The 26395-nt window shown below is 59.1% G+C and carries 18 protein-coding genes, 1 tRNA gene and 1 pseudogene; 13 read left to right on the top strand and 7 right to left on the bottom strand.

The genetic code is table 11. From position 1 onward, the window contains the following. Positions 1-26 precede the first annotated feature (26 nt). The 3 genes and pseudogenes from BTE54_RS08550 to BTE54_RS08540 all read right to left on the bottom strand — a co-directional run bounded on the left by BTE54_RS08550 (position 27) and on the right by BTE54_RS08540 (position 6643). Complete coding sequence (locus BTE54_RS08550; RefSeq protein WP_078052128.1) at positions 27-905, bottom strand: transglutaminase family protein; 879 nt, start codon at positions 903-905, stop codon at positions 27-29. Positions 906-909: 4 nt separating this feature from the next. Next, positions 910-3252: pseudogene (locus BTE54_RS08545) on the bottom strand (circularly permuted type 2 ATP-grasp protein); the annotation flags it as partial. Between the two features lie 64 nt (positions 3253-3316). After that, on the bottom strand, positions 3317-6643 hold the full coding sequence (locus tag BTE54_RS08540) for a transglutaminase family protein (RefSeq protein WP_078052124.1): 3327 nt from the start codon (positions 6641-6643) through the stop codon (positions 3317-3319). Between the two features lie 292 nt (positions 6644-6935). On the opposite strand from BTE54_RS08540, the gene BTE54_RS08530 reads away from it, so the two are divergent. After that, positions 6936-8744, top strand: a complete 1809-nt coding sequence (locus tag BTE54_RS08530; RefSeq protein WP_078052122.1) for an ABC transporter ATP-binding protein/permease — start codon at positions 6936-6938, stop codon at positions 8742-8744. A gap of 30 nt (positions 8745-8774) precedes the next feature. Here the strand turns inward: BTE54_RS08530 and BTE54_RS08525 are convergent, their stop codons facing one another. Continuing rightward, positions 8775-9008, bottom strand: coding sequence for a hypothetical protein (locus BTE54_RS08525; RefSeq protein WP_078052121.1), 234 nt, complete (start codon positions 9006-9008; stop codon positions 8775-8777). 134 nt (positions 9009-9142) lie between these two features. Between BTE54_RS08525 and BTE54_RS08520 the strand changes: the two genes are divergently transcribed. From BTE54_RS08520 to BTE54_RS08505, 4 genes are all read left to right on the top strand, one after another. After that, positions 9143-9532, top strand: coding sequence for an acyl-CoA thioesterase (locus BTE54_RS08520; protein ID WP_035260778.1), 390 nt, complete (start codon positions 9143-9145; stop codon positions 9530-9532). 173 nt (positions 9533-9705) lie between these two features. Then, complete coding sequence (locus BTE54_RS08515; protein WP_078052120.1) at positions 9706-11949, top strand: polysaccharide deacetylase family protein; 2244 nt, start codon at positions 9706-9708, stop codon at positions 11947-11949. Between the two features lie 233 nt (positions 11950-12182). Then, positions 12183-13223 (top strand): four-carbon acid sugar kinase family protein, encoded by a 1041-nt coding sequence (locus BTE54_RS08510; protein WP_078052228.1) that lies wholly within the window; start codon positions 12183-12185, stop codon positions 13221-13223. A 4-nt stretch (positions 13224-13227) separates the two neighbouring features. Further along, entirely contained in the window at positions 13228-13935 is a 708-nt protein-coding gene (locus BTE54_RS08505) for a FadR/GntR family transcriptional regulator (RefSeq protein WP_078052119.1), read from the top strand. A 45-nt stretch (positions 13936-13980) separates the two neighbouring features. On the opposite strand, the gene BTE54_RS08500 is transcribed toward BTE54_RS08505, so the two are convergent. From BTE54_RS08500 to BTE54_RS08490, 3 genes are read right to left on the bottom strand one after another with little or no spacing between them, the layout of a single operon-like run. Then, a complete protein-coding gene (locus BTE54_RS08500; protein WP_078052118.1) occupies positions 13981-15108 on the bottom strand; it encodes an iron-containing alcohol dehydrogenase in 1128 nt (375 codons plus the stop codon). Beyond that, positions 15105-16061 (bottom strand): 4-hydroxythreonine-4-phosphate dehydrogenase PdxA, encoded by a 957-nt coding sequence (gene pdxA / locus BTE54_RS08495; protein WP_078052116.1) that lies wholly within the window; start codon positions 16059-16061, stop codon positions 15105-15107. The genes BTE54_RS08500 and pdxA overlap by 4 nt, the downstream gene beginning before the upstream one ends. Next, the gene (locus BTE54_RS08490; protein WP_078052115.1) at positions 16058-17254 is read right to left on the bottom strand and encodes an exo-alpha-sialidase; all 1197 of its coding nucleotides are present in this window, start codon (positions 17252-17254) and stop codon (positions 16058-16060) included. Before BTE54_RS08490 ends, pdxA begins: the two co-directional genes overlap by 4 nt. A 322-nt stretch (positions 17255-17576) precedes the next feature. On the opposite strand from BTE54_RS08490, the gene BTE54_RS08480 reads away from it, so the two are divergent. The 8 genes from BTE54_RS08480 to BTE54_RS08445 all read left to right on the top strand — a co-directional run bounded on the left by BTE54_RS08480 (position 17577) and on the right by BTE54_RS08445 (position 26359). Then, entirely contained in the window at positions 17577-19085 is a 1509-nt protein-coding gene (locus tag BTE54_RS08480; protein WP_078052113.1) for an ABC transporter substrate-binding protein, read from the top strand. A gap of 76 nt (positions 19086-19161) precedes the next feature. Continuing rightward, on the top strand, positions 19162-20076 hold the full coding sequence (locus tag BTE54_RS08475) for an ABC transporter permease (RefSeq protein ID WP_035262398.1): 915 nt from the start codon (positions 19162-19164) through the stop codon (positions 20074-20076). Between the two features lie 15 nt (positions 20077-20091). Beyond that, positions 20092-21015 carry an ABC transporter permease gene (locus BTE54_RS08470; RefSeq protein ID WP_078052112.1) on the top strand — a complete coding sequence of 308 codons (924 nt, stop codon included), beginning with the start codon at positions 20092-20094 and terminating at the stop codon, positions 21013-21015. Then, a complete protein-coding gene (locus tag BTE54_RS08465; protein WP_078052111.1) occupies positions 21008-22651 on the top strand; it encodes an ABC transporter ATP-binding protein in 1644 nt (547 codons plus the stop codon). Before BTE54_RS08470 ends, BTE54_RS08465 begins: the two co-directional genes overlap by 8 nt. Next, on the top strand, positions 22648-23529 hold the full coding sequence (locus BTE54_RS08460; RefSeq protein ID WP_078052110.1) for a dihydrodipicolinate synthase family protein: 882 nt from the start codon (positions 22648-22650) through the stop codon (positions 23527-23529). The genes BTE54_RS08465 and BTE54_RS08460 overlap by 4 nt, the downstream gene beginning before the upstream one ends. Before the next feature lie 196 nt (positions 23530-23725). Next, positions 23726-23815, top strand: a tRNA-Ser gene (locus BTE54_RS08455). A gap of 83 nt (positions 23816-23898) precedes the next feature. Beyond that, the gene (locus BTE54_RS08450) at positions 23899-25236 is read left to right on the top strand and encodes a DUF6538 domain-containing protein (protein WP_143240705.1); all 1338 of its coding nucleotides are present in this window, start codon (positions 23899-23901) and stop codon (positions 25234-25236) included. A gap of 541 nt (positions 25237-25777) precedes the next feature. Continuing rightward, positions 25778-26359, top strand: coding sequence for a hypothetical protein (locus BTE54_RS08445; protein WP_078052108.1), 582 nt, complete (start codon positions 25778-25780; stop codon positions 26357-26359). Positions 26360-26395: the final 36 nt, after the last annotated feature.

Genomic DNA, 26395 nt, shown 5'->3' with positions numbered 1-26395 from the left:
TGGCCGCAATAATACACATCGTGTCATTATTGGACGGGGATGACATCGACGGCCTGTTTTATCTGCTGGTTGCCATAGCTCTTCAAGACACCGATCACAGGGGCGACATCGGAATAATCCCGGCCGTAACCGACGACGATATGGTCGCTTCCGGCGATGATATCATTGGTGGGATCGAGTTCCAGATAACCGGCGGCTTCTCCGCACCAGACCCGAACCCAGGCATGCATTGCATCGGCGCCTTCAAGCCGTTCCTTGCCCGGTGGCGGAATGGTGCGCAGGAAACCGCTGACATAACCGGCGGGAATGCCGAGGCTGCGCAGCGCCATGATCATGATATGCGAAAAATCCTGGCACACGCCGCGCTTCAGCTTGAAGGCTTCCGATGGCGTCGTGTCGACGGTCGTCGCTTCGCCGTCATAGGTAAAGTCCTTATGGATGCGTTTGCACAGAGAGCGCGCGATTTCGCGAATGGTCATTCCCGGTTTCAGCAATTCCCGGGCATAGGCGGATATCGCCGCATCCATTCCGATCCTGGGGCTCGCGCCGATGAAGTGGTGCGGCGACTGGAAATCGAGCGACCAGACATCGGCCAGGTCCTGCGGCAGGCGGGAAAGCTCGGGGGAAAAATCTGCCGTCAGCGCCGGTGCCTCCACCATCACGCGGGCCTGCATGCGGATATCCAGCTTTTCATGCGGCGCGCGCAGATGCACTGATGTGGCCGATTGATGAAAGAAGTCCTCGAAGGTGGCACGTTCTTCCGGCACCGGCGAAACATCGATGGAGCCGGCGACAAGCCGCTGCCGGCCGGGGATGGAGAGCGGCAGGACACGGATGATGTGGCGCGCGCCGTGGGCCAGCGTGTCGTAGGTGTAACCCATATGCAGGGAAAGATCGTAAAGCATAGGATTATCCGAGATAGGTCCGGGCCAGAACATCGGAGAGATGTTCCATATCGGTTTCGAGCTGGCGATAGATCGCGCCGTTCATGTTTTCCGGCGTCATCACCGCAAGCCCGGAATGCAGGCGCATCGCCTCGCGGTAGAAGGGCGACATCTGGCCGTTCACGAAGGCGTTCGGAAGCTGCTCCACCTCTGTGCGGATTTCGTTCAGCTGAAACAGGATCGAGCGGGGATTGAGCGGGTCGAGCGCCAGAAGATCGGTCACGGTCAGGCCGGCCGTATTGACGTTGTAGCGGCGGCGATGGGTCATGACACTGTCGCCTATTTCGAGCAGCATGTCATAGGAGCCGTCAGGTGCGTCCGGGCCGGTCATATGGCCGAGAAGACGCGTCATATGCAGGCCGCGCTCCAGGTAGCGGCCGATCGACAGGAAACGCCAGCCGGTGAAGCGATACATGTTTTCGTGCACGAGACCGGCAAAGCCCGCAAGCTTGCGCAGCAGGATCGTCATGGCATGGGTAGCGTCGTCGCCGGGGGCCACTTTCGCGTGGAAACGGCGGGCGGTCTTGGCAAGGTCGTTCAGCGCCAGCCACCCGTCAGGCGAAAAGCGGTCGCGGATATTGCTGGCGGAATAAAGCGCGCTGTTGATGTTGTTCAGCAGGCTTTCCGGCACGGCATCGTTCATCTCCACATCGAGCGCTTCGAGATAGCGTGTCACATGCGCGAGCAGAGGCTGGCGCGGATCAGCGGATTCGGCATAACGCCCGTGCCAGGCGCGCAGGATGCGCAGGGCGCCTTCCGAACGCTCGATATAACGGCCGAGCCAGAAGAGATTGTCGGCTGCGCGGCTCGGCAGGCTGCCCGGCATATTGCGGGTAAAGCTTTCTTCCGCCGGCAGTAGCGTGGTGCGTTCCACCGGCTTGTCGCTGACGATCCATACATCCGCAGCGCTTCCGCCCGATTGCATGGCGATGGCGGAGACATCGTTGCTGCTGCCGATACGGGCAAAGCCGCCGGGCATGATCTGCCAGCCATCCTGGGTGCGCGCGGCAAAAACGCGAAGGCTCATCGGGCGCGGCACGAGCTTGTTGTCGATATAGGCCGGGGTTGTCGAAAGCGTCACCACTTCCTGTCCCACCAGCCTGTGGCCGTCGGAGGCAAGCCAGTCGCTGATCGATTCCTTCGCCGTTTCGCGCAGCGACGAGCCGAGCACGGATTGACCGTTATCGTCGAAGAAGGGAAGCCGGGAATAAGCCGGGCCGATGACCATGCCTTCGATATTGCCGGCGACATGGCGGCGTTCCGATTCCTGCCCGCACCACCAGGTGGCAATCGATGGCAGTTTCAGCTCCTCGCCCAGAATGTGGCGGCAGATGCGCGGCATGAAGGCGAGCAGCGCCCGCGTCTCGAGAATGCCGCTGCCGAGCGCATTGACGACGGTGAGCGCCTCATTGCGCAGCGCCTGCACCATGCCCGGCGTGCCGATATGGGATTGCTGGTTCAGTTCCAGCGGATCGGAATAGGAGGCGTCGAGACGCCGCCAGAGAACGCCAACCGGTTTCAGCCCCGCTACGGTTCTGACCATGACGCGGCCGTTGACGACAGTGAGGTCTTCGCCTTCCAGCAGCATGAAGCCGAGATAACGTGCGATATAGGCGTGTTCGAAATAGGTTTCGTTGGCGGGGCCGGGCGTCAACACGGCGATCCGGTCGTCGGGGTGCTTTCTTTGCGCCTGCAGCGTGTCGCGGAAAGCGCCGAAGAACGAGGCCAGACGGTGCACATGGGTTTCGGCATAGATATCGGAAAGTGCACGGGTGGTGGCCACCCGGTTTTCGAGTGCGAAACCCGCACCGGAAGGCGCCTGCGTCCGGTCGGCCAGCACCCACCAGTTGCCGTCAGGTCCGCGCCCGATCTCGAAGGAACAGAAATGCAGATAATGGCCGCTTGCCGGTTTCACGCCGACCATGGGCCGCAGATATTCCGGATTGGAGGCGATCAGGGCCGGGGGTACGAAACCTTCCTTGACCAGCCGGTTTTCGCCGTAAAAATCGGCGACCATGGCTTCCAGAAGATTGGCGCGCTGTTTCAGCCCCTCGGAAAGAACCGCCCACTCCCTGTCGTCGATCAGGACCGGAATATGGGAGATTGGCCAGTTTCTTTCACTGCTGCCCTTGCCGTAATCGCGGTAGAACACGCCGGCATCGCGCAGGTAGCGGTCGGTGCGGGCAAAGCGCTCGTGCAATTCCCGTTCCGACATGCGCGACAGGGCGTCGAGCAGGGTCTTCCAGACCGGCCTGACCTTGCCGTTGGTATCGAGCATTTCGTCGGCAACACCCGGCAAGGGGGAATATTCAAGCCCGCGCGGTTGCGCGCTCGTTTCCGTCTTGCGTTCCGTTGCCGGGGCTTTGGACAATTTACACTCCGTAAGGCCGACGCAGATCGAGCGTCAGCGGAAATTCTGGCGACATGGTTTCCGCCTGTAGCGGATATTGCCCTGCCGTATGTCCCCATGGTTCGAAACGGGCGAGGCGGCGTGCCTCGGCCTCATTGCCGTTGACGGGAAAGGTCTCGTAATTGCGCCCGCCCGGATGAGCAACATGGTAGATGCATCCGCCGATCGATCGCCTCGACCATGTATCATAAATGTCAAAGGTCAAGGGTGAATTGACGGGCAGAACGGGATGCAGGCCGGAAGCGGGCTGCCATGCCTTGAAGCGAACGCCGGCGACTGCGACGCTGCGGTTTTCGGTCGGGGTCAGCGGAACGGCGCGGCCGTTGCATGCCACCGCGTAACGGGCGGGGTTGGAGGTTTCCAGCCGCACCTGCAGGCGCTCGACGGAGCTGTCGACATAACGCACGGTTCCGCCGATGGCGCCCTGTTCGCCCATCACATGCCAGGGCTCCAGCGCCTGGCGCAATTCCAGCTTCGCGCCCTCATATTCCACTTCCCCGAAGAAGGGGAAACGGAATTCCTGCTGGGCGGTGAACCATTCTGGCTTGAGGTCGAAACCGTTTTCCCTGAGGTCGGCAAGCACGTCGAGGAAATCCGCCCAGATATAATGCGGCAGCATGAAGCGGTCGGCGAGCGCCGTACCCCAGCGCACGAATTTGCCGGCGGCCGGATTTTTCCAGAAGCGGGCGATGAGGGCGCGCACCAGCAATTGCTGGGCGAGCGACATGCGCGCATTTGGCGGCATTTCAAAGCCCCGGAACTCCACCAGCCCGAGGCGGCCGGTCGGCCCGTCAGGGGAAAACAGCTTGTCGATGCAGATTTCGGCGCGATGGGTATTGCCCGTCACATCCGTCAGAAGATTGCGGAACAGCCGGTCGACCAGCCATGGCAGGGGCGGCACGCCTTCTCCGGGGGCAGGCACCTGCGCAAGCGCGATCTCCAGCTCGTAGAGACTGTCGTGGCGGGCTTCGTCGATACGCGGCGCCTGGCTCGTCGGGCCGATGAAAAGGCCTGAGAAAAGGTAGGAGAGCGAGGGATGCCGCTGCCAGTGCAGAACGAGGCTTTTGAGAAGATCGGGCCGGCGCAGGAAGGGGCTGTCATTGGGGTTGGCGCCGCCCACGACCACATGGTTTCCGCCGCCGGTGCCGGTGTGGCGGCCGTCGATCATGAACTTGTCGGCGCCGAGACGCGACTGACGCGCTTCCTCATAAACAGCCGTGGTGATGTCGACGCAATCCTTCCAGCCCGCGGCGGGATGGATGTTGACCTCGATGACGCCGGGATCGGGTGCGACGCGGATGACATTGACGCGCTCGTCATGCGGCGGCGCATAACCCTCGATATGGACGGGCAAGCCAAGATCGGCGGCTGCCGCTTCCGCTGCTGCAATCAGTTCGAGATAGTCCTCGATGCGCTCGACCGGCGGCATGAAGACGCAGAGCCTTCCGTCACGCGGTTCTACCGACATGGCGGTGCGCACCGCGCCGCCGATTTCGCTGAGCGTCTGTTCGATGCGCTCCTGCCCTGCGGCCTCGCTGGCGTGGAAGGAGGCTTCGGGCATGGCGCGGCCCGATGGCGTCAGAACATCGGGAAGCGGACCGCGGGGGATCGAAGGATCGGCTTCATGAATATAGGGATAGGCGGATGATGGCACATAGGGAAGGGTGCCGAGCGGCAGGCGGTAACCCACCGGGCTGTCACCCGGAACCAGGAATATTTTACCGCGCCGCGTCTTCCATTTTTCGCTGATCCAGCGTTTGCCGGCGGCGCGCGCATTCCACGCCTGAACGGGAAGAATGTAACCGGTCGGTGTCGTCAGTCCCCGTTCGAAGACGCGGGCCATGCGGTTTCGCTCCTCCGGGTCTTTCAGCTTGGAATTGGACGGGTCGACATTGTCGGGAAGGCTGCCTTCCTTGATGATCCATTCGGCCGGATCCTCATAGGCCGGCAGCACCAGTTCCGGCTCGATGCCGAGATGGGAGGCTATACCGCCCAGCAGCTTTTGCGCATCTTCCGCCTTGACGCTTGTATTTGCGCCCTCGTCGGCGATCAGCGCCGGGTTCTGCCAGATCGGCAGGCCGTCCTTGCGCCAATAGAGCGAGAAGGTCCAGCGCGGCAGGCTTTCGCCCGGATACCATTTTCCCTGCCCGTAATGTAGAAAGCCGCCCGGTGCGAAACGTTCACGCAGGCGGCGGATCAGGGCATCGGCCTTTTCACGCTTTGTCGGTCCGACCGCGCCGGTGTTCCATTCGTCGGATTCGAAATCGTCGATGGAAACGAAGGTCGGTTCTCCGCCCATGGTCAGCCGGACATCATGGCTGTTCAGAACGTCATCGACCTCCTGACCGAGCGCGTTGAGTTCCTCCCAGCTTTCATCCGAAAAGGGTTTGGTGATGCGCGGCGTTTCGGCAACCCGCCGGACCTGCATGTCGAAGGCGAATTCCGTGTTGGCATGGCCGTAATAACCGCCTGAAATCGGCGCCGCATTGCGGTAATGCGGCGTTGCCGCCAGCGGAATATGGCTCTCTCCCGTCAGAAGTCCCGAGGTGGGGTCAAGGCCGATCCAGCCCGCGCCGGGCATATAGACTTCGGCCCAGGCATGCAGATCGGTAAAATCCACTTCGGTGCCGGATGGGCCATCCAGCGCTTTGAGATCGGGGGTGAGCTGAATGAGATATCCCGACACGAAACGGGCGGCGAGGCCAAGATGCCGCAGAACCTGCACGAGCAGCCAGCTGGTATCACGGCAGGACCCCTTGCCGGAAGCAAGCGTCTCCTCCGGCGTCTGGACGCCCGGTTCCATGCGGATGACGTAACCGATCTCCTGTTGCAGGCGGGCATTGAGGCCAACGACCATATCCACCGTCTGCTGCCCCGGCGTGCGGTCGACGGTGGCCATAAAGGCGGCAAGCAGCGGGCCTGTCGGCTCCGGCTTCATGTAGATGGAGAGATCGTCGCGCAATTCCTGCGGATAGTCGAAGGGCCACTTTGTCGCCTCTTCCTCCACAAAGAAATCGAACGGATTGTAAACCGTCATATCGGCGACAAGATCGACCTCGATCTTAAATTCCGTCGCGGGCTCGGGAAAAACGAAGCGGGCGAGGTAATTGCCGTAGGGATCCTGCTGAAGGTTCACGAAGTGATTGGAGGGCGAAACCTTGAGCGAATGGCTGATAACACGGGTTCTGGAGTGCGAGGCGGGCTTTAATCTTATGATCTGTGGTCCAAGGCGAACCGGATTGTCGTATTTATAATGCGTCAGATGATAGATGCTCGCTTTGATCGCCATTAATCTGCCTTGCCCGGTTTTCCGGCTTATGCGGTTTGTCCGCCCCTCTGAAATTATTCGGATTTTGTGCAATGCAGGAAAAGAAAGCAAGGATCATTTCCGGGGGCAACCGCATTGTTGGTCGAGGTCGCGATATTTGCCCGCGGTAAGAATTGTCCGGGCTTTTCAATCATCGCCGCTGAGATTTCGCCGGGATTGTGGACAAGGTCGAACGGCGTGTTATTGCTTGGCAACGAAAGGCGCAGAATCGCGACCCGCTTTCTTTGCCGACTGACGTTTCGGAATGGAATGAATGGCAACAACGGTGACCGACGATCAGCGCAAAAGCGCGGCTAATCTTTCGGGTTTCGATCTCGATTTCCCGGCGCAGCTGCGCATGATGGGGCGTGCCTTCTGGACCTCGCCGGTGCGCACCCGGCTGATCTTGCTGTCGATAGCGCTGCTCACGGTGATATTGCTCACCGCCTATGGGCAGATCAGGCTCAATGAATGGAACGCGCCGTTTTACAACGCGCTGGAGCGGCGCGATCTTGCCGCCTTCATTCACCAGCTGGAGGTCTTCGCCATCATCGCGGGGCTGTTGCTTCTCCTCAACGTCATCCAGACCTGGCTGAACCAGATGACGGCGCTGAACATGCGCGAGGGCCTTGCCAAGGATATGGTGGATCAATGGCTGAAACCGGGACGGGCCGCGCGTCTTGCCGGTTTCGGCACGATTGCGATCAACCCCGACCAGCGCCTGCATGACGATGTCCGCAATCTGGCTGAAAGCAGCACGGCGCTTTCCATCGGTCTCGTCAATGCGACGATCCTGCTCGTCAGCTTTATCGGCGTCCTCTGGTCTCTCTCGGCCGGCTTCGCCATCACCATCAACGGCGATACCTATGCGATCCCCGGCTATATGGTCTGGGCGGCGATCCTTTACGCCGGTTCGGCTTCCCTCCTCAGCAATCTCGTCGGTTATCGGCTTGTCGGGCTGAATGCCGAGCGTTATTCCAAAGAGGCGGAGCTTCGCTTCTCACTGATGCGGGCCAGCGAAAATCTCGCTGCCATTGCCCTTGCACGTGGAGAAAAGAACGAAAGGCGGCGGATAGGCATCGATATTGATGCGGTGCTCGGCGTCATTCGCGGGCTCGCCATGGCGCTGACGCATCTGACATGGGTTTCGGCAGGATATGGCTGGCTCGCGGTGGTGGCGCCGATCCTGATCGCGGCTCCGGTTTATTTCTCCGGCAACCTCACCTTCGGCGGGCTGATGATGGCTGTCGGTGCGTTCAACCAGGTCAATACGGCACTGCGCTGGTACATCGACAATTTCGGGCCAATCGCCAGCTGGAAGGCGACGTTGCAACGCGTTTCGGTGTTCCGTAACGCCCTTATCCAGATGGACAGCGTCGAACAGCACGGCCTGGCGATCGATCTGCAACGCAGTGCGGAGAATGAAAAAATCCGCCTCCAGTCGGTGGTGATCTGCCGCGATGCGGGTGGGCAGGATCTGGATCGCGGCTTCCAGCTGCGCGAGAGCGAAGTAGAGATCGGGCCGGGCGAACGGCTGATGATCAATGGCGAGCAGGGCGTGAACCGAAGGCTGCTGTTTGCGGCCATGGCGGGCCTGTGGCCCTGGGGGCAGGGCAGGATTGAGATGCCCGAGCAGTCCGACACGCTTTTCATCGCTCAGCACGGCTATCTGCCGGCGGGATCGCTGCGTGAAATCCTCGCCTATCCGCGCGCGCCCCAGCGTTTCGCCGATGCGGATTATGTCTCGGCGCTCACAGCCTGCGGGCTTGGCGAGATGGCATCCCGTCTCGAGGAAAACATTCGCTGGGATAAAAAACTGGATTCGGATGAGCAGGCCAGTATCCGGGTGGCCAATGCCCTGCTGCTGAAGCCGAAATTCGTCGTTATCGACGATTTGCTCGAAGGGCTGGAAAAACAGACGCAGGATACGCTGGCGGACGTTCTGAACGGGATCGAGGGTGCGGCGATCGTCTATATCGGCCGGTCGGAAACATTCCTGTCGGTGCTCGCCCCGGCTGTGGCGCATCTCGACCACACCGCGCAGAAGGAAAATATCTCCAGGGCCGGGAGCGCTCCGCAATAGGGCATTGGCTATCGGGCTGATCCGAGCGGACTAGAGCCGCAAATGCCATTTGTCCGAATCGAGCCGCTGCTGTTTGGCAAGGCTTATGGTGGTGTCCGGCTCTACCTGCGAACGCAGGGCAAGGGTGCCGGTCGCCAGGCTGATGGCGACGACGCTGGCGACCGCCAGGACGATACGGTCGTAGCGCTGCTGTATTGTGTTGTTTCCACTCCAGTCATAGGCCATTCGCACGCCCTCGCGTTTTTTGGAATCGTGCCTCATCATGGTTAACCGAAGCTTACGATGGCTCTGTGATTCCTTGCTGTTTTGGAAGGGCTGCCGCGACAAATCGGCTATTGGCGGATGGGGTGCGGTTGTTTAAGTCCGGCAGCGGGAGGCTTGTGAAAGGACTTTGAAATATGGACCAGCAACCGCCCGCCGATATGGAACTCACGCTCAGAACGCTTGCGATGCCCGCCGATGCCAACCCCGCCGGCGATATTTTCGGCGGCTGGGTCATGTCGCAGATGGACCTTGCCGCTTTCGTCCGCGCCAATGATGTAGCCGGCGGCCGCACTGTCACCGTCGCAGTCAATGAGATCGTCTTCAAGAAGCCGGTCAAGATCGGCGATACATTGTGTGTCTACACCAAAATCGAAAAGATCGGCCGCACCTCCGTCACGTTGAAGATCGAGGCCTGGACCCGCAGGCACTATCAGGATTCTCGCGAGAAGGTGACGGAGGCCGTTTTCATCATGGTCGCGGTGGACGACAACGGCGATCCGCGTCCTGTCCGCAAGGAGGCGTGAGGCGGCATCCTCATTTTCTTTTCAAAGCAATTCCGAAGCGCCTGCAAAAGATTAAAAGCATCGGCGTTTCGGATTTTTCGCAATTCGATGTCGGTCCGCTCAATACTTTAGAAATATCCAATTTATTTATCAATTTTTGCGATCAAGATATGGAATAGGACGGGGATCAGGCTTTGACCATTCCAGGTGTTGTTATTGTCGGCGGCGCTCACGGTACGCTCGCCCTTGCCCGAAGCCTCGGCGCCCTGAATGTGCCCGTTTATTACCTCACCCACGATTCTCCTTTGCCGGGTTGGTCGCGTTTCGTGCGGAAAACAATCCGCTGGGCCGGCCCGCATGATGCCGGGGCACTGCCGTTCCTGCGTCAAATGGCCGACAAGCATGGTTTGAAGGGCTGTCTGCTGCTGCCGTCCGGCGACGGAGAGGTCCAGCTCATTGCGCAGCATCGTGAGGAACTGTCCTCGCTCTACAAAATCATCCTGCCGGATTGGACCGCGCTGCAATGGCTCTGCGAAAAGCCGCTGCTTTACCAGCGCGCCGCAGAACTTGGCGTCAGTATTCCGCGAACCTATGCGCTGGCATCGGCCGCTGACATCGATACGCTGGACATATTGTTTCCCGTCATTCTCAAGCCGAATATGGGCGGTGGCGATACCACCATCGCGAGGGCGAAAGTCATTCGCGCCGATGACCGACATGCTCTGAAAACGGCTTTTGCCGATGCGAGTGGAGAGATCGGCGCTGGCAATGTCGTCGTACAGGAACTCATTCCGGGTGGGGGAGAAAGCCAGTTCTCCTACGCCGCGCTCTGGCTGAACGGAGAGCCGGTCGCGGAATTCACTGCCCGGCGCGCTCGGCAATATCCTGTCGATTTCGGCTATACCAGCACCAGCGTCGAGGTCGTCGACAACGGGCAGGCCGTGGATGCGGCCCGAAAAATACTGAAATCGGCCGGCCATAGCGGGCTGGTCGAGGCGGAATTCAAGCTCGACGGCCGGGACGGGAAACTGAAGCTTCTCGATGTCAATCCACGCCCATGGTCATGGTTTGGCCTTTGCTCTGCAGCGGGCATCGACCTTGGCGCCCTGCTATGGCGGGTCGCCAATGGCGAGCCGGTCAGCCGGCCCGGCAATGCGCGGCAGGGCGTTTCCTGGTCCTATCTTGTCCGCGACGCCGTTGCCGCCTTCACATTGGCCCGGAGAGGGCAGGCGAAAATCGGCGACTATTTCGCTTCTCTTCGCAATATCCGCAGTTGGGCCGCCTTTGCGCCGAACGATCCCTTGCCGGGTCTGATCGATCTGCCGTTGACGGTCTCGAGAGTCGTGAGAAAACGCCTTCTTCCCGGCCTGACATCAGGACAATCGGGGAGAATTTTCTTTCAGCCGATAAAACGCCTTGTGAAATATGGAGCCATAAGGGCGGGGCTGGAGGTGAGTTCTCTCCCGGCCGTCCGTTCGGCATTTCCGTCTTTCGCCGGTCGTGGTGTGATCTTCACGCTTCATCATGTGCGCCCCGGAGGGGCTGTTTCGGCTTTCGCACCCAATGTGCAATTGTCCGTCACGCCGCAATTTCTGGAAGAGGCGATACAGGCCGCACTCGAATGCGGTCTCGTTCCAGTCCATCTGCACGATCTGCCGGCTCTGCTTGCCGATAATCACGAGGGCCGGTCGTTCTGCGCCTTCACGCTTGATGACGGCTATCGAAACAATGCCGACTATGCCGCGCCGATCTTCCGTAAATATGCCGTTCCCTACACGATTTTCATCACGCCGGGTTTTGTGGAGCGGACACGCAGCCTCTGGTGGGAAACCGCTGCTGCCCTGACGCAGAAAGTCGCGTCGTTCGAATTCGATTTCGGGGCGGGGCCGGGGCATGTGGCATGCGCCAGCCCTTCGCAGAAAGCGGAGGCATTCACGCGGCTTGAAGATTTCGTCCAGAACTTTTCGGAAGATGAGGCGGTGGAAAGGATCGATCATGCCGCGAGGCAGCATGGCGTCGATCCCATCGCGATCGTGGACGAACTTGTCATGGATGAAGACGAGCTCAGGGCGCTGGCGCAGGACCCTCTGGTGCATTTCGGCGCGCATACCATGACGCATGTGAATATGCGTAAGGTGGATGCGGCACGTCTGGCTTATGAAATCGCGGAATCGACGCGCCGGGTGGAAGCTTATGCCGACCAAATGCCACGGTCCTTTTCCTATCCCTATGGCTGGGTAAAGGCCGTGGGGGAACGGGAAGCAAAAGCGGTTCAGGATGCAGGATTTTCCGCGGCAGTGACCACGCAGGCTGGCGTTATCGGTTCCCACAGCCTTGAAAAGCCGACGCAGTTGCCGCGTGTATCGCTGAATGGACGCTTTCAGAAAAAGCGCTTCGTCAAGGCGCTCATCTCGGGCCTGCCCTTCCGGTTCATCTAGCGACATTGTTCGTTCGCCATCTCTCGGCCGTCTCGCCATATATGGCTGCGGCCCGCGTTTGGCGTTCTCTTTGCCGTTTCCGATTTCCTTTTTCGTTCTTTGAGCCTCTTTGCTGCTGAATTGGCCAATCCGAAAGGCGGCGCCATAATTTTTGTTATTCACATCTATTTATCTATTGATTATAAATAAATTTATCGACGTAAAACATTACAACTTTTATGAAGGCCTCGCCCGTGCTGCTGATTTTTGCCGATGATCTGACCGGAGCGCTGGACGCCGCCGCCCCCTTTGCCGGGCGTGGGCTGGCGACCGAGGTTGCGATCGGGCTTGACGGTGTGCGTACGGCGCTGGCGGATGCGCCCGCCGTCCTTAGCGTCAATCTCGGCTGCCGCGATGGCGAGGCGGATGAAGCCAGGCGTCGCACGCAGGAACTGTTGGGGCTAATTCCGGCCGATACTGTCCTTTTCAAGAAGATCGATTCCCGCCTGAAAGGGCATATTGCGGCGGAAATGGATGCGATTTCCTATCGGCACGCGCTTGTCGCGCCCGCCATTCCGGATTTCGGACGTGTCCTTACTGGCGGAGCCGTTTCCGGCTTTGGCGTCGAAGCTGCCATTCCGGTTCATGAAAGGCTGGGCGGACATGCTGGCCGCTGCACGATACCCGACACGCGATCACAGGGCGATATCAGGGAAGCTCTCACCGCCGCGCAGGCGGAAGGGGCCGATCTTCTGGTTGGCGCGCGTGGGCTTGCCGAGGCGCTGGCTGAAGCGATGACGGCGCAGGCTGTTCCTGAAGCGGCGATCATTCCATCCGGCAGGGGGCTTTTTGTCATCGGGTCTCGCGATCCGATCACTGTGGAGCAGATCGACGTTCTCAAAAGCGTTGGGCCTGTCTCGATCATAGAGGCGCCGAATGGCGTCATGCCCCGCCACACCGATGACGGTGCCGCTCTGACGCTGGTTCAAGCGACGCAGGGTAAGGAAAATCTGTCGCCGCTTGCGGTTTCAGACCGGTTGGCGGAGGGCGTCGTGCCGCATCTTACCGCGAGCGCCGCCAGGCTGCTGTTATCGGGCGGAGCCACGGCAGAGGCCGTGCTGCGGGCCATGGGCGTTTCGCGCCTGCGTCTTGCCGGCGAATGCCTGCCGGGTCTCGGGGTCGGCTGGTCCGGCGATCAATGCATCATTGCGAAGTCCGGCGGTTTTGGGCAAGCTGACACGTTGAAACGGATCGCGAAAATGATGCTTGGCGACAACGATGCTGGAGAGAGCTGACCAGATGGGGCTGATGAAAGAAACGGCGCGCAAGGCACTTCCGGACATTATTTTCGAGAGAATGCACCGAGCGATCAAATCCGGGGCCTATAACCCGGATGAGCGGCTGCCGACAGAGCATGAACTCGCCATGGAATTCGAAGTGTCGCGACCTGTCGTGCGCGAGGCGTTGCGGCGGCTGCGCGAGCAGGGGTTCATTTATTCCCGCAGAGGCTCCGGCAGCTATGTCAGGGCTTTTGGCCTGCGCGAGCCGCTTGGCTTCGGGCAGCTTGAAAACGTTGCGGATCTTCTCAACTGTTACGAATTCAGGCTGACGCTGGAGCCGGCTGCGGCGGCCGCGGCAGCCTTGCGGCACGATGGCGAGAGGCTTGCTGCGATCCGGAAGGCGCTCGAACTGATGCGGGATGCGACCAATCGCCAGTCCCACCGCGAGGATGCCGATTATCAGTTCCACCTCGCCATCGCGCGGGCGGCGCGAAACAGCTATTTCTCCACCGCGATGGAAGCGCTCAAGGACCATATTGCAATGGGAATGAAGTTCCACGGCATGTCGGTGAAGCGGGAGGCATCCGGCCTGACGCGTGTTTTCGCCGAGCATGAGGCAATCGCAAAGGCGATTGCCGATGGGGACGCAGAGGCGGCGCGCCAGTTGATGCTCCAGCATCTGACCGGATCGCGCGACCGCCTATTCGAATCTTCGCACGCGGATTAAGCGGGTGGCCGAAGGCCGATGCGCGTTCGCGCACCGGATTTTTGCTCAGAAGGCGTGGCGGTAAATGCCGAGCACGTCCTCAACGCTCATGTCGACGGGGTTATTGTCCATCAGCCGGCGGATGGCATGCGCATCGTCGGCATATCGGGGAAGATCGGCCTCAGTCGCGCCATGCCGTGCGAGTGACATTTCGATGCCGAGCCCGGCGCAGAAATCCGTTGCCGCCTTGCGTAGATCATCAGGGGAAAGGTGCTCGCGAAGCCCGAGCGCTCCCGCCACTTCCGCCGTCTTCGCCGAAACCGCAGGCTGGTTGAAGGCGAGAACATGCGGAAAGACGATGGCATTTGCCAGCCCGTGCGGCAGGTTGAGAAGCGTGCCAAGCGGATAGGCGATGGCGTGGCCGGCCGCCGTGTTGACGGGGCCGAGGCAGATGCCGCCATAATAGGAGGCGAGCATCATGCCTTCCCGTGCTTCAGTATCCGCACCGTCGCGAACGGCGCGCGCCAGATATTTACCGACCAGTGCAAAGCCCATACGCGCGAAACCGTCGATCATCGGATGGGCCTTGCGGTTGGTGAAGGCTTCGACGCAATGGGCCATGGCATCCACCCCGGTCGCCGCCGTAACGGCTGATGGGACGGAATAGGTGAGTTCCGGATCGAGCACGGCGAAATCCGCGATCAGATGAGGGCTTTCGACCGCGATCTTGTTGCCTTTCACCGGGTCTGTGATGAGCGAACGGATGCCGGCTTCCGAGCCGGTGCCGGCAGTGGTGGCGATCTGCACCAGCCGTGTGTCGCGCCCGGCAACCCTGTTCGGCCCGGCCACGTCTTCAAGCGACTGGTTGGAATTCCAGAGAGCAGCGACCAGCTTCGCCACATCCATTACCGAACCGCCGCCGAGGCCGATGACGAGATCTGGCTTGGCAGCGCGTGCTGCGGCAAGGGCGGCTTCCAGCGTTGTCGTGTCGGGCTCGCCGGGAATGGCGTCGAAGATCGTGAAAGGGCCCTGCAATTGCAGCCGTTCGGCAAATTTCGCCGTCAGCGGTGTGGCGATAATCAGGGTCGATGCGGTTTTTCCCGCCCAGGTGCCGATCTGTGAAATGGTGCCGGCGCCGACGGCGAGCCGTCGTGGCTGGTGGAGGAGAATGGGAGCTGTCGACATGGTGCTCATTCCTTCCGTTCCTTGCCCGCCACCAGCTTGCGCGCATAGGCGATGGCCGCATTCATGTTGCCGTGATTGGCGATGCCCTTGCCGGCGATATCGAAAGCCGTGCCGTGATCGACGGAGGTACGGTCTATCGGCAGATCGACAGAGACATTGACGGCGGTGTCGAAGGCGACAAGCTTGATCGGGATATGGCCTTGATCGTGATATTGCGCGACGACGAGATCGAAAGCGCCGGAATAGGCCCGGTGGAACACGGTATCGGCGGAAATCGGCCCCTGCACCTCGATGCCTTCGGCGCGGGCGGCAGCGACCGCTGGCGCAATCCGGTCGTCATCTTCGGTGCCGAACAGGCCGTTTTCACCGCAATGCGGGTTGATGCCGGCAACCGCGATGCGCGGCCGCTCGTAGCCGATGCGCTTCAGATGCGCGTTGCCGGCTCGGATGGTTGCCAGCACCCGCTCCGTCGTCGCCCGGCGAATGGCCTCCTGCAGGGAAACATGGGTGGAAACGTGAATGACCTTCAACCGTTCGGAGGCGAGCAGCATATAGGCGGCCGAGGAGCCGGTGAGGCTTCGCAACATGCCGGTGTGCCCGTCATAATGATGACCGGCGAGGTTCAAGGCTTCCTTGTTGATCGGCGCGGTGACGATGCAGCCGATTGCGCCCGCTTCGGCATCGCGAACGGCCTTTTCGATGAAACGGAACGCGGAGTCTCCGGCCACTGGCGACAATGTACCCCAGGGCAGCGGCGCGCCTTCCACAGGCAGGTCGACCACATATTGAGTGAGATCGATATCAACACCGAGCGCATCCCGCGCCGCTTCCAGCGTGGCGAGGTTGCCGTAAATCCGCGTCGCCGCACGATCCGGGGCGGACATTTCGGCGAGCGCCCGCACCGTGATCTCGGGGCCGACGCCGCAGGGGTCGCCCATAGTGATGCCAATGATGTTGCTCATTTTTGTCTCCCGTCGTTCTCGTCAGCCCAGCCGGGCGCCAGCCGGACATATTTGATTGCGCGGCGATGATAGGTGTAGCTCGCATGCAGCGTACCGTCCGGCGCTTCCAGAAGCCACGGATAGGACATTTCCAGATTACGCCCATCGGTCGAATCGTTCGAAAGGCAGGTGCCCGGTCCGTCTTCGATCAGGATCCGGGTGGTAAAACTGCGCCCGTCATCGTCGGACAGGCAGATAGAAACCGGCGCGCGCGGCACGCCCCAGACCGGCACACAGCCACCGCTCGGATCGGCATCCGGCCTGTCGTCTTCCTCTCCCAGCTCGTCATAAAGCGAGGCGCGGCGGTCGCTGGACTGCGCGGCGTTGACGGGGTTGCAGATCATAGCCAGCCTGCCATCGTTGAGACTGATCACGGCAATGGAGGAATTATTGTTGGGCACATCGGTCGGCTGTGGCTTTGACCACGAGCGGCCGCCATCGGTGCTTTCGGTGCGATAAACGAAATCGGCCTGACGGCGGCGGAAGAAGGCGGCGTAGCGCCCATTCGTCACCGCGACCGGGCTCATATGCACGCAGCCGGTCGATTCCCCCAGCTCCTGCAATTGCCAAGTCGCGCCATTGTCCGTGGATATGCCGAGCGCTGCCGTATCGTGGCTGCCGTTCCATTTCTGGCCGGGGCGCTGGACGCAGCGGAAGATCGGCAGCAGCCAGGCGCCGTCATCGCGGATGCGCAGCGGTGCGCGGATGAAACAGCCCTGCGGGAGATCGAGAAAACGGCCTTCCTCGGAAATAAGCTTTTCCGGTGCAGTCGCGTCGCGGTGGATTCGCGCCATGCGAATGCGGCATTCATCCTGATTGCCGGAGGGCTGGGCTGTGTGAAACAGCCAGAGAACGCCATCTGGCGCAGTGAAGAGGACCGGGTTCTGTTCGGAATGAGCGGGGTCGTGGCTCAGGCGCTGCGGCGGTCCCCAGCGGGTTGCTCCCGCTGTCAGCACGGATGCGAAAATCGAAATATCCGATTTTCCTTCCAGCGTGCCGCCGAACCATGCGCAGAGCAGGGTGCCGTCATCCAGAAGGTGCAGGAAGCTCGCATGGTTCTGGATCATAGGTGACGGCAGGAACGCTTCCTGCCGGTCTTCCGACACGGCATGGATGGCTCCGGTCATGGCTTGAGCGATGTCATCAGGGGTCATCGTGGTCTCCTCTTGTTCCGATGAAAATGACATATTCAAAAAGTTGTCAAGTTTATTTGATAAAAAAAGAGGATCAATCGTTTTTGGTTTTATGAACTAAATCTTTGTTTTTAAACAAGAAAAATAATGGATTTGGTTTGAATAAAAATTGCCTTCGAAAAATAAATTGACAAAAAATGCGATAACGTCGATGCTCTGTTTACGGGTGGAGGAGACAATCATCCGCATGCCATGCTCCTCAATGCAGGAGACGGGGATTTTCAGATGCCCCTTGCGGCGCGCCGCCATGTTGCTGAATTTCTGAATCTGGGAGGAGAACGGAATGAAGAAGTCATTGATTGCGGGCGCCCTTGTCTTGGGTTCCCTCAGTGCCGCGGTTTCGCCGGCGCTCGCGGCATCGGGGCCGATCAAGATCGTGCTGGCGGAAGAGGCGGACCTGCTGGAGCCCTGCATGGCCACCCGCTCCAATATCGGCCGCATCATCATGGAAAATGTCAGCGAGACGCTGACCGAGCTCGATGTTCGCGGCAATAAGGGCGTTCAGCCGCGCCTCGCCGAGAAGTGGGAGCAGAATGCCGATGGAAGCTGGCGTTTCCACCTGCGTGAAGGCGTGAAGTTTTCCGACGGCACGGCATTCGATGCCAAGGACGTCAAGCACAGCTTCGAACGCATCATGAGCGACAAGAACGCCTGCGAGTCCCGCCGTTATTTCGGCGGCATGACGGTGACCCCGTCTATCGTCGATGACCACACGATAGACTTCAAGACCGAACCGGCGCAGCCCATTCTGCCGCTCCTCATGTCGCTCGTCACCATCGTGCCCGAAGAAACCAAGATGGAATTCATCCGCGAGCCTGTCGGCACCGGGCCTTACAAGCTGACCAACTGGACCCCGGGCCAGCAGATTGTCCTCACCGCACGCGACGACTATTGGGGCGCCAAGCCGCAGGTGACGGAAGCGACCTATCTTTTCCGCGCCGATCCTTCGGTTCGCGCCGCCATGGTGCAGACCGGCGAAGCCGATCTTTCGCCTTCCATTTCGCAGCTCGACGCTACCAATACGAAGACCGACTTTTCCTATCTCGACAGCGAGACGGTCTATATGCGTCTCGATCACAATATTGCGCCGCTGAACGATGTGCGGGTGCGCCGCGCACTCAACCTTGCCATCGACCGGCAGGCCTTCCTCGGCACGCTGGTTCCGGAAGGTGCCGTGCTGGCCACCGCTCTCGTTCCGCCGACCACGCTTGGCTGGAACCCCGACGTCAAGGTCTTCCCCTATGACCCCGAGGGCGCAAAAAAGCTGCTCGAGGAAGCCAAGGCTGCCGGTGTGAAGGTGGATACGCCGATCACCATCATCGCGCGTACCGCGAATTTCCCCAACGTCACCGAGATCATGGAAGCGATCCAGCAGCAATTGCAGGATGTCGGCTTCAAGATCGACCTGAAATTCGTGGAAGTGGCCGAGCACGAAAGCTATTACTCCAAGCCCTTCAAGGAAGGCCGCGGACCGCAGATCGTCGCCGCCATGCACGACAACTCAAAGGGCGACCCGTCCTTCACCATGTTCTTCAAATATGCCACCAAGGGCACGCAGTCCGGCTTCTCGGATAAGAAGGTGGACGATCTGATCGAACGTGCGTCCGCAGCCGTGGGTGACGAACGCGCCAAGCTCTGGTCGGAACTCATCGCTTATCTGCACGACGATGTGGTTGCGGACGTGCTGCTGTTCCACATGGTCGGCTTCTCCCGCGTCTCGGAGCGGCTGGACTTCAAGCCCACCATCGCCACCAACTCGATGCTGCAGCTTTCGGAAATCGGCATCAAATAAGACCCCGCGTCTTGTCAATTGAGAAGCGGCGGCGCGGCGAAAGCTTCGCCGTCGCATTGAAAAACCGGAGGCAACCATGCTGAGCTTCATCCGAAAACGTTCCGTTGCGAGCCTGATCTCCCTGATCGGCCTCATCGTCATGGTTTTCTTCCTGTCGCGCCTGACGGGGGACCCGGCCGCACTGTTTCTGCCGGTCGAGGCTTCGGAAGAGTTGAAGCAGCAGTTCCGGGCGTTGCATGGGCTGAATGATCCGCTGATGGTGCAGTTTTTGCGTTATGCGGGCGATGTAATGACGGGGGATCTCGGAGAATCGCTCAGAAAAGCCCGCCCAGCGCTGGATGTGGTGCTGGAGGCTTTCGTCTGGACGCTGTGGCTTGCGGTCATCACCATGTCGCTCGTTACCACCGCCGCCATCGTCATCGGTTCGCTTGCGGCTTTCCGCTCCGGCGGCTTCTTCGACCGCATGGCCTCGAGCATCTCGCTCATCGGTGCATCCGTGCCGGATTTCTGGCTGGCGATTGTCGCTATCGTCGTATTCTCGGTCAATCTCGCCTGGCTGCCCACGTCGGGAACGGGCTCCGTGCTGCACTGGATATTGCCGATTGCGGTCCTGTTCGTGCGCCCCTTCGGCATTATCGTGCAGGTGGTGCGCGGCTCGATGATCGGCGCTTTGTCCTCGGCCTATGTGAAGACAGCGCGCGCCAAGGGCGTGAAGTCGGGTCCGATCATCTTCATTCACGCTTTGCGAAACGCCATGCTGCCGGTCATCACCGTCATTGGCGACCAGGCAGCAAGCCTTCTCAATGGTGCTGTCATCGTCGAGACCATTTTCGGTTTTCCCGGTGTCGGCAAGCTGATGATCGATTCCATTCTGCAGCGCGATTTCAACGTCGTGCTCGCTGCCATTCTCGTGACCGCGCTGGCGATCTTCCTGATGAATCTTCTGATCGATATCGCCTATGCGCTCCTCGATCCGCGTATCCGGCACTGAGGAGGCCGTTCAGCCATGAGCCTTTCCAATGCCGACACCGAAATCATCGCCGAGCCGTCCTTCGCAACGCGTATGCTGCGCATGTTGTGGGCGGATAAATTCGCGCTCTGCGCCGCGATCTTCCTCATCATCGTTGTTATCCTCGCTTTTATCGGCCCTGCCTGGCTTGGCGATCTTGCGACGAAACAGAACCTGCGCGGGCGCAACCTCGCCCCGTTCGACTGGCAGCGCGAGTGGTATTTCTGGCTGGGAGCGGATGCGCTCGGCCGCTCGCTTCTCGCGCGCATTGTCGCCGCCACGCAAAACACGATGATGATCGCCGCCGGCGCGGTGCTTCTTTCCGCCATCACCGGCACCGTGCTCGGGTTGATCGCCGGTTTTTCCTCCAACCGTGTCGGCCAGATCATCATGCGGCTTGCGGATGTGATCATGTCGTTCCCGTCGCTCTTGATCGCGGTCATCGTGCTTTATCTGCTCGGTTCCTCCATCCTCAACCTGATGCTGGTTCTCGCCATCACCCGCATTCCCGTTTACATCCGCACCACGCGGGCAGAGGTGCTGGAGGTGCGCGAGCGCATGTTCGTGCAGGCGGCAAGGGTCATGGGCGCATCGGGCAAGCGCATCCTGTTCCGCCACATCCTGCCCGTCGTGTTGCCGACGCTGACGACGCTCGCCACGCTCGATTTCGCCTATGTGATGCTGGCGGAAAGCGCGCTGTCTTTCCTCGGCATCGGCATTCAGCCGCCGGAAATCACCTGGGGCCTGATGATTTCGCAGGGGCGGCAATATCTCACCAATGCCTGGTGGCTGTCCTTCTGGCCGGGGCTTGCCATCATCCTTACCACCCTGTCGCTCAACCTGCTTTCCAACTGGCTGCGCATCGCGCTTGATCCCGTGCAGCGCTGGCGGCTGGAAATGAAAGGCAGCAAGCATGGCTGACCATCTTCTCGACGTGCGCAACCTTTCCGTGGAGTTCCACACCGCAAGCGGTGTCGTCCATGCGGTAAAGGATGTCTCCTACCATCTCGACCGTGGCGAAACGCTTGCTATCCTCGGCGAAAGCGGCTCGGGCAAGTCGGTATCGTCCTCGGCCATCATGAACCTCATCGACATGCCGCCCGGACATATCAGCAGCGGCCAGATATTGCTTGACGGTCAGGACCTTCTGACCATGCCGGCCGAAGCGCGCCGCGAGATCAACGGCCGGCGTATCGCCATGATCTTTCAGGACCCGCTCAGCCATCTCAATCCGGTCTATACTGTCGGCTGGCAGATCCGTGAGGCGATGACCACCCACGGCATGGACAAGGCAAAGGCCGAAGCGGAGGCGAGGCGGCTTGTCGCCCGCGTCGGCATTCCCGACCCGGACGGGGCCTTGAAGAAATATCCGCATGAATTTTCCGGTGGCCAGCGCCAGCGCGTCATGATCGCCATGGCGCTTGCTCTTCGGCCTGATCTCCTGATCGCCGATGAGCCGACCACCGCGCTTGACGTGACGGTGCAGGCCGAGGTGCTTTCGCTGCTCAAGGAATTGCAGCGGGAAACCGGCATGGCCGTGCTCATCATCACCCATGATCTCGGCGTCGTCGCCGAAATCGCCGACCGGGTGGTGGTGATGGAAAAGGGTGTTCTGGTCGAGGCCGGCACGGTGCGCGAGGTTTATCGCAATCCGCAGCATCCCTATACCCGCAAGCTCATCAGTGCAGCACCCGGCAGGGGCGACATGCACGAGTCGCAGGCGACGGGCGAAGCGCTGCTCAGCGTGCGTGATGTGCGCAAGCGTTACGGCGCCTTCGAGGCGCTGAAGGGCATTTCCTTCGACCTCATGGAAGGCGAAACCATCGCGGTCGTCGGCGAAAGCGGTTCCGGCAAATCGACGCTGGCGCGTATTCTTTTGCGGCTAGACGAGCCGGATGCGGGCACCGCCTTGTGGAAGGGTCGCGACCTCTTCAAGCTTCCGCCTGCCGAACTCTTCGCGCTCCGGCGCGATTTGCAGATGGTGTTTCAGGATCCCACCCAGTCGCTCAATCCGCGCATGACGGTGTTTCAGCTGATTTCCGAGGCCTGGGGCATCCATCCTGAGATCTTGCCCAGAGCAAGATGGCGTGAGCGGGTTGCCGAATTGCTGCATCAGGTGGGTCTCTCGCCGGAGCATATGCGCCGTTATCCGCATCAGTTCTCCGGCGGTCAACGGCAGAGGATCGCGATTGCCCGCGCATTGGCGCTGGAACCGAAGCTCATCATCTGCGACGAGGCGGTCTCGGCGCTCGATGTTTCGGTTCAGGCGCAGGTTATCGCACTGCTGGACAAGCTGCGCCGCGAAATGGGCCTCTCCTTCATCTTCATCGCGCATGATTTGCCGGTGGTTCGGGATTTTGCCGATCACGTCATGGTCATGCAGCGGGGAGAGGTGGTGGAGTTCGGCACGGTCCGCCAGGTTTTCGAAGCGCCGCGCGAGGCCTATACCCGTGCCCTTTTATCCGCGAGCCTCGATCCCGACCCCGATATGCAATCTCAGCGTCATCCGGCCGGTGCCGGTGACGCCATCGGAAATTCAAGCGGAGTTCTTTCATGAGCAAGCAAGCTTTCGTCGCGCTCGTCACCTGTTTCAACGAGGACGAAACCATCAACTATGAGGCAACCCGTGCGCAGGTGCGCCGCCAGGTGGCGGCCGGCAACAACATCATGTGTGCCGGCACAAATGGCGATTTTACCGCGCTGACGCATGCGGAAAAAATCCGGCTGACGGAAGAGGTGGTGGACGAAGTTGCCGGCCGTGCCAAGGTGATCGTGAATGCGGGTATGCCCGCCACATTCGAAACCCTGCAACTTGCCAAAGCCTTCGACCGCATCGGCGTCGACGGTATCGCCGTCATCACGCCATTCTTCATCGCCTGCACGCAGGATGGCTTGATCCGCCATTTCTCGACGGTGGCTGACGCCGTTGAAACGCCGGTCTATCTCTATGACATTCCCGCCCGCACCCAGAACCACATAGAGCCGGAAACCGCCCGCAAACTCGCCACCCATGGCAATATCGCCGGCATCAAGGATTCCGGCGGCGCTCAGCAGACGCTCGAAGCCTATCTTCAGGTGGCAAAGGAGATGCCCGGCTTCGAGGTCTATTCCGGCCCGGATCACCTCGTTCTCTGGTCGTTGCAGAACGGTGCGGCAGGCTGCATTTCCGGCCTCGGCAACGCGCTGCCGGATGTACTTGCCGGCATTCTCAATGCTTTCAACGCCGGTGATATCACCGAGGCCGTACGCCAGCAGGCAATCTACGCCGACTTCCGCACCGATCTCTACGCCCTCGGCTTCGCACCGGCCATGGTTAAACGCTCACTTTATCTCCAGGACCCATCCGTCGGCGCCAGCCGCCAACCGGCCCTTCTGCCGGATAAAGAGCAGGATGAAAAAATCCTGGAAATCTTGCGGCGTTATCAACGGATCTGACGCTGCTATCGAATGTGACGCGCACCCTGCGGGTCGTGCGCGTTCCTTTAAAAATATCTACGAAAACGGCCAGAAGCCGATGCATTTCCCCAGCCTCACCCATGACGAATAATTTGTGACACAAACACGAAATTCCCCTTGTCAGCCCGGTCATTGATGTTTAAGAGGAGCGCGCAACGCAAGCGTTCGCGCATGCGGAGAGGTGGCAGAGTGGTCGAATGCACCGCACTCGAAATGCGGCATACCTGCAAGGGTATCGTGGGTTCGAATCCCACCCTCTCCGCCATGAAATCCCACTAGCGTGTTGTTTTTACATAACTTTATCGTCTAACGATTTACTTTTGGTACAATTATTGGTACAAAAAGTGGATGAACAAGGCTCGTCTCCCCGGCTTCGAAGCTCGATATTTGTATCTCCGTGGTGACGGCAATTTCGTCTATCGACGTCCTATCCCCGAACAGCTCCGGTTGCTCGCCGGGCGAAAGTCCGAATTCAAGGAATCGCTGAGGACCCGCGATCCGGTCAAGGCGACCGTCCGATACGGTGAGCTTCACAGCAAATACGAAAATATTCTGGAGCAGTTGAGAAACGGCATCCCCTTGTCGAGCCGGAAAATACCGTCGCTGGCCGAGCTGAAGGATAAGGCAAAGGAATTCAACCTCCCTTACAAGTCGGCTGATGACCTGATGGAAAAAGCTGACATGCGATCGATGATGACACGTCTCGCAAAATGGGAAACCCTTGGCCGACCGACAGGCGTGGAAATGAGTGCACTGTTCGGGTCGCTGCCGGATCTTGTGACCATTCAGAACGTCCTCGAATTCTACGAGGAACATACCCGAGTGGACATGATCGGAAAAACCAAGCGGGAGGCCAGCAAAAGCCAAAGCCCGGTCAAGGCTGCCGTCAAGCGGTTCCGGGATTTTGTCGGCTCTGACATCCCCCTTGAGGAAATCAAACGTTCGACCGCAAACGAATACAAGTCGCATCTGATCGGGATTGTTGAAAAAAGTAAGCTCACCGCCGAAAGTGCCAACAAGACGATCATGCACCTTCGCAAAATCATCACCTTTTATATCGAGAACATGGACCTCGAAATGAGCAATCCCTTCACTGGTATTCGGCTGAAGGGAAAGAAGAACTCGCGTCCTGTCTTTTCGCTGGAGTTCATCAAGCAGAACTGGCTGCGAGGTGATCCATTCGCGACGTTGAATGACGAAGCCAGAGGTGCACTCTTCGCCATGATCGATACCGGTTGCGGGCCGAAGGAAATTATCGGTCTGGACGCGACAGAAATCCGGCTAGATGCCGAAATTCCTCATATCGTCGTTCAGGCCAACAAGTACCGACAACTCAAAACCGATCATCGTGGCCGAACTATTCCCCTCATCGGCCACGCCCTCAAAGCGTTTCAGGCGAACCCGGAGGGCTTTCCGGCATATAGGAGACCAACAGGGGCCGACGCCCTGTCAGCCGTGTTGATGAAGCACTTGAAGACGAACAAGCTTCTCGAAACTGAAGATCACTCGGTTTACAGCCTCCGGCACATGTTCAAGGACCGAATGAGAAAGCACAAGATTCCTGAGGAACTGCAAAACTTCCTGATGGGTCACAAGAACCCGATGATCGGTGCGAGTTACGGTGCGGGATACGGGCTCGCCAGCACCCTTGAATACCTCAAAAATCTCGAATCCGACTGGAAATAACGGTTTACTTTTTTCAATAAATACAATATATTCAATCTGATGCTTAGGCATGACTGCCGTTATTTTAGAGAGTCTATACGGCTAGACAAAATCCTTAAAAATGAAATCAGATTTGGATGAGGATGAGCTCGAGTGGCTCACCCAAAGGTTGTGTTCGTTAGGAAATACGGCCCATAAAAATTCAGACCCGAATATTGTTCGTTTGGTCAACTTTTATTGGAAAAAGGCCCAGGAATTAAGGGAAAACACCCGGCCTTTATGGCTTGAGGCGGCCTGATCTCCCCCCTTTAAAATAACACGATAGACGGCACACGTTATGCGTGCAAAGGTAGTGTTTGGGTGACTTTGCCCTCGACTGGCTGTCTTATTGTGGCTATGAGATGGACTCGAGCGATGAGCCGAGCGGGTCCAATTGTTTATTATATTCTAAATATAGAATAACTTATAGGATATATTATAAAATCATATGGATAACTCTTCAAAATATAGTCTAGACTCTTCTTTCTCCCTCTTTATAGAACAAGTATTTAATGAGAAATACATGTTTGACCTTCAGGTCAAACATGTATGCCGTAAGGCATCCTTAAGTCATTTTTATAATCACCTATTCTTTATTACAGTCCATTTTAAACCCGATATCTGCAAGATCGCCAACGAAAAATCTCCTGTTCAAACCAAGGCGATTTTCGATGCCTATAGAAAATGGCACCTGAACGTCAGCAAGAAGCTGCTGGGTCCGAAATTCAACAAGAAACCTCTGCTACAGCCGTTCAGCATGGCCTTCCTTGATGTCGAAGGAAGTCGCTACAAGATGGCTCCAAAGGTGTTTCAGATACCGCATATCCATGCCTTGCTTCTCGTTCATCCTGACACTCAGGCGGAGTTTGAGAAGCTGAGGAAAAGCGGGGTTCTGAAAGAAGCCAACGACAGTCGCATTACCGGCATCGATATAATCAAGTTTGAGCCGCAACTAGGCTCTGTCACGCCGCTGATGACCTACGCTTCAAAATATCCCTGCCAGACGCTCAGAGAGGCGAGGATCGATAAGACGTTTTGGTCGTATCCTGATTTGGATGCGACGTCTTATCCATTCTACGGAGGCGATTGGCTACTCAACCGGTAACCAATCCATTGAGAATGCTTCTGGAAATTTAAAAGT

It is taken from the genome of Agrobacterium sp. YIC 4121 (assembly GCF_002008205.1).
Lineage (GTDB): Bacteria > Pseudomonadota > Alphaproteobacteria > Rhizobiales > Rhizobiaceae > Agrobacterium > Agrobacterium leguminum.
The sequence above is the reverse complement of the archived record's forward strand: the minus strand, read 5'-3'. Positions and strand labels throughout refer to the sequence as shown.

Coding starts and splice junctions, on each gene's coding strand:
- BTE54_RS08550 (WP_078052128.1), bottom strand. CDS start 905: ATGCTTTACGATCTTTCCCTGCATATGGGTTACACCTACGACACGCTG.
- BTE54_RS08540 (WP_078052124.1), bottom strand. CDS start 6,643: ATGGCGATCAAAGCGAGCATCTATCATCTGACGCATTATAAATACGAC.
- BTE54_RS08530 (WP_078052122.1), top strand. CDS start 6,936: ATGGCAACAACGGTGACCGACGATCAGCGCAAAAGCGCGGCTAATCTT.
- BTE54_RS08525 (WP_078052121.1), bottom strand. CDS start 9,008: ATGATGAGGCACGATTCCAAAAAACGCGAGGGCGTGCGAATGGCCTAT.
- BTE54_RS08520 (WP_035260778.1), top strand. CDS start 9,143: ATGGACCAGCAACCGCCCGCCGATATGGAACTCACGCTCAGAACGCTT.
- BTE54_RS08505 (WP_078052119.1), top strand. CDS start 13,228: ATGGGGCTGATGAAAGAAACGGCGCGCAAGGCACTTCCGGACATTATT.
- BTE54_RS08500 (WP_078052118.1), bottom strand. CDS start 15,108: ATGAGCACCATGTCGACAGCTCCCATTCTCCTCCACCAGCCACGACGG.
- pdxA (WP_078052116.1), bottom strand. CDS start 16,061: ATGAGCAACATCATTGGCATCACTATGGGCGACCCCTGCGGCGTCGGC.
- BTE54_RS08490 (WP_078052115.1), bottom strand. CDS start 17,254: ATGACCCCTGATGACATCGCTCAAGCCATGACCGGAGCCATCCATGCC.
- BTE54_RS08480 (WP_078052113.1), top strand. CDS start 17,577: ATGAAGAAGTCATTGATTGCGGGCGCCCTTGTCTTGGGTTCCCTCAGT.
- BTE54_RS08475 (WP_035262398.1), top strand. CDS start 19,162: ATGCTGAGCTTCATCCGAAAACGTTCCGTTGCGAGCCTGATCTCCCTG.
- BTE54_RS08470 (WP_078052112.1), top strand. CDS start 20,092: ATGAGCCTTTCCAATGCCGACACCGAAATCATCGCCGAGCCGTCCTTC.
- BTE54_RS08465 (WP_078052111.1), top strand. CDS start 21,008: ATGGCTGACCATCTTCTCGACGTGCGCAACCTTTCCGTGGAGTTCCAC.
- BTE54_RS08460 (WP_078052110.1), top strand. CDS start 22,648: ATGAGCAAGCAAGCTTTCGTCGCGCTCGTCACCTGTTTCAACGAGGAC.
- BTE54_RS08450 (WP_143240705.1), top strand. CDS start 23,899: ATGAACAAGGCTCGTCTCCCCGGCTTCGAAGCTCGATATTTGTATCTC.
- BTE54_RS08445 (WP_078052108.1), top strand. CDS start 25,778: ATGTTTGACCTTCAGGTCAAACATGTATGCCGTAAGGCATCCTTAAGT.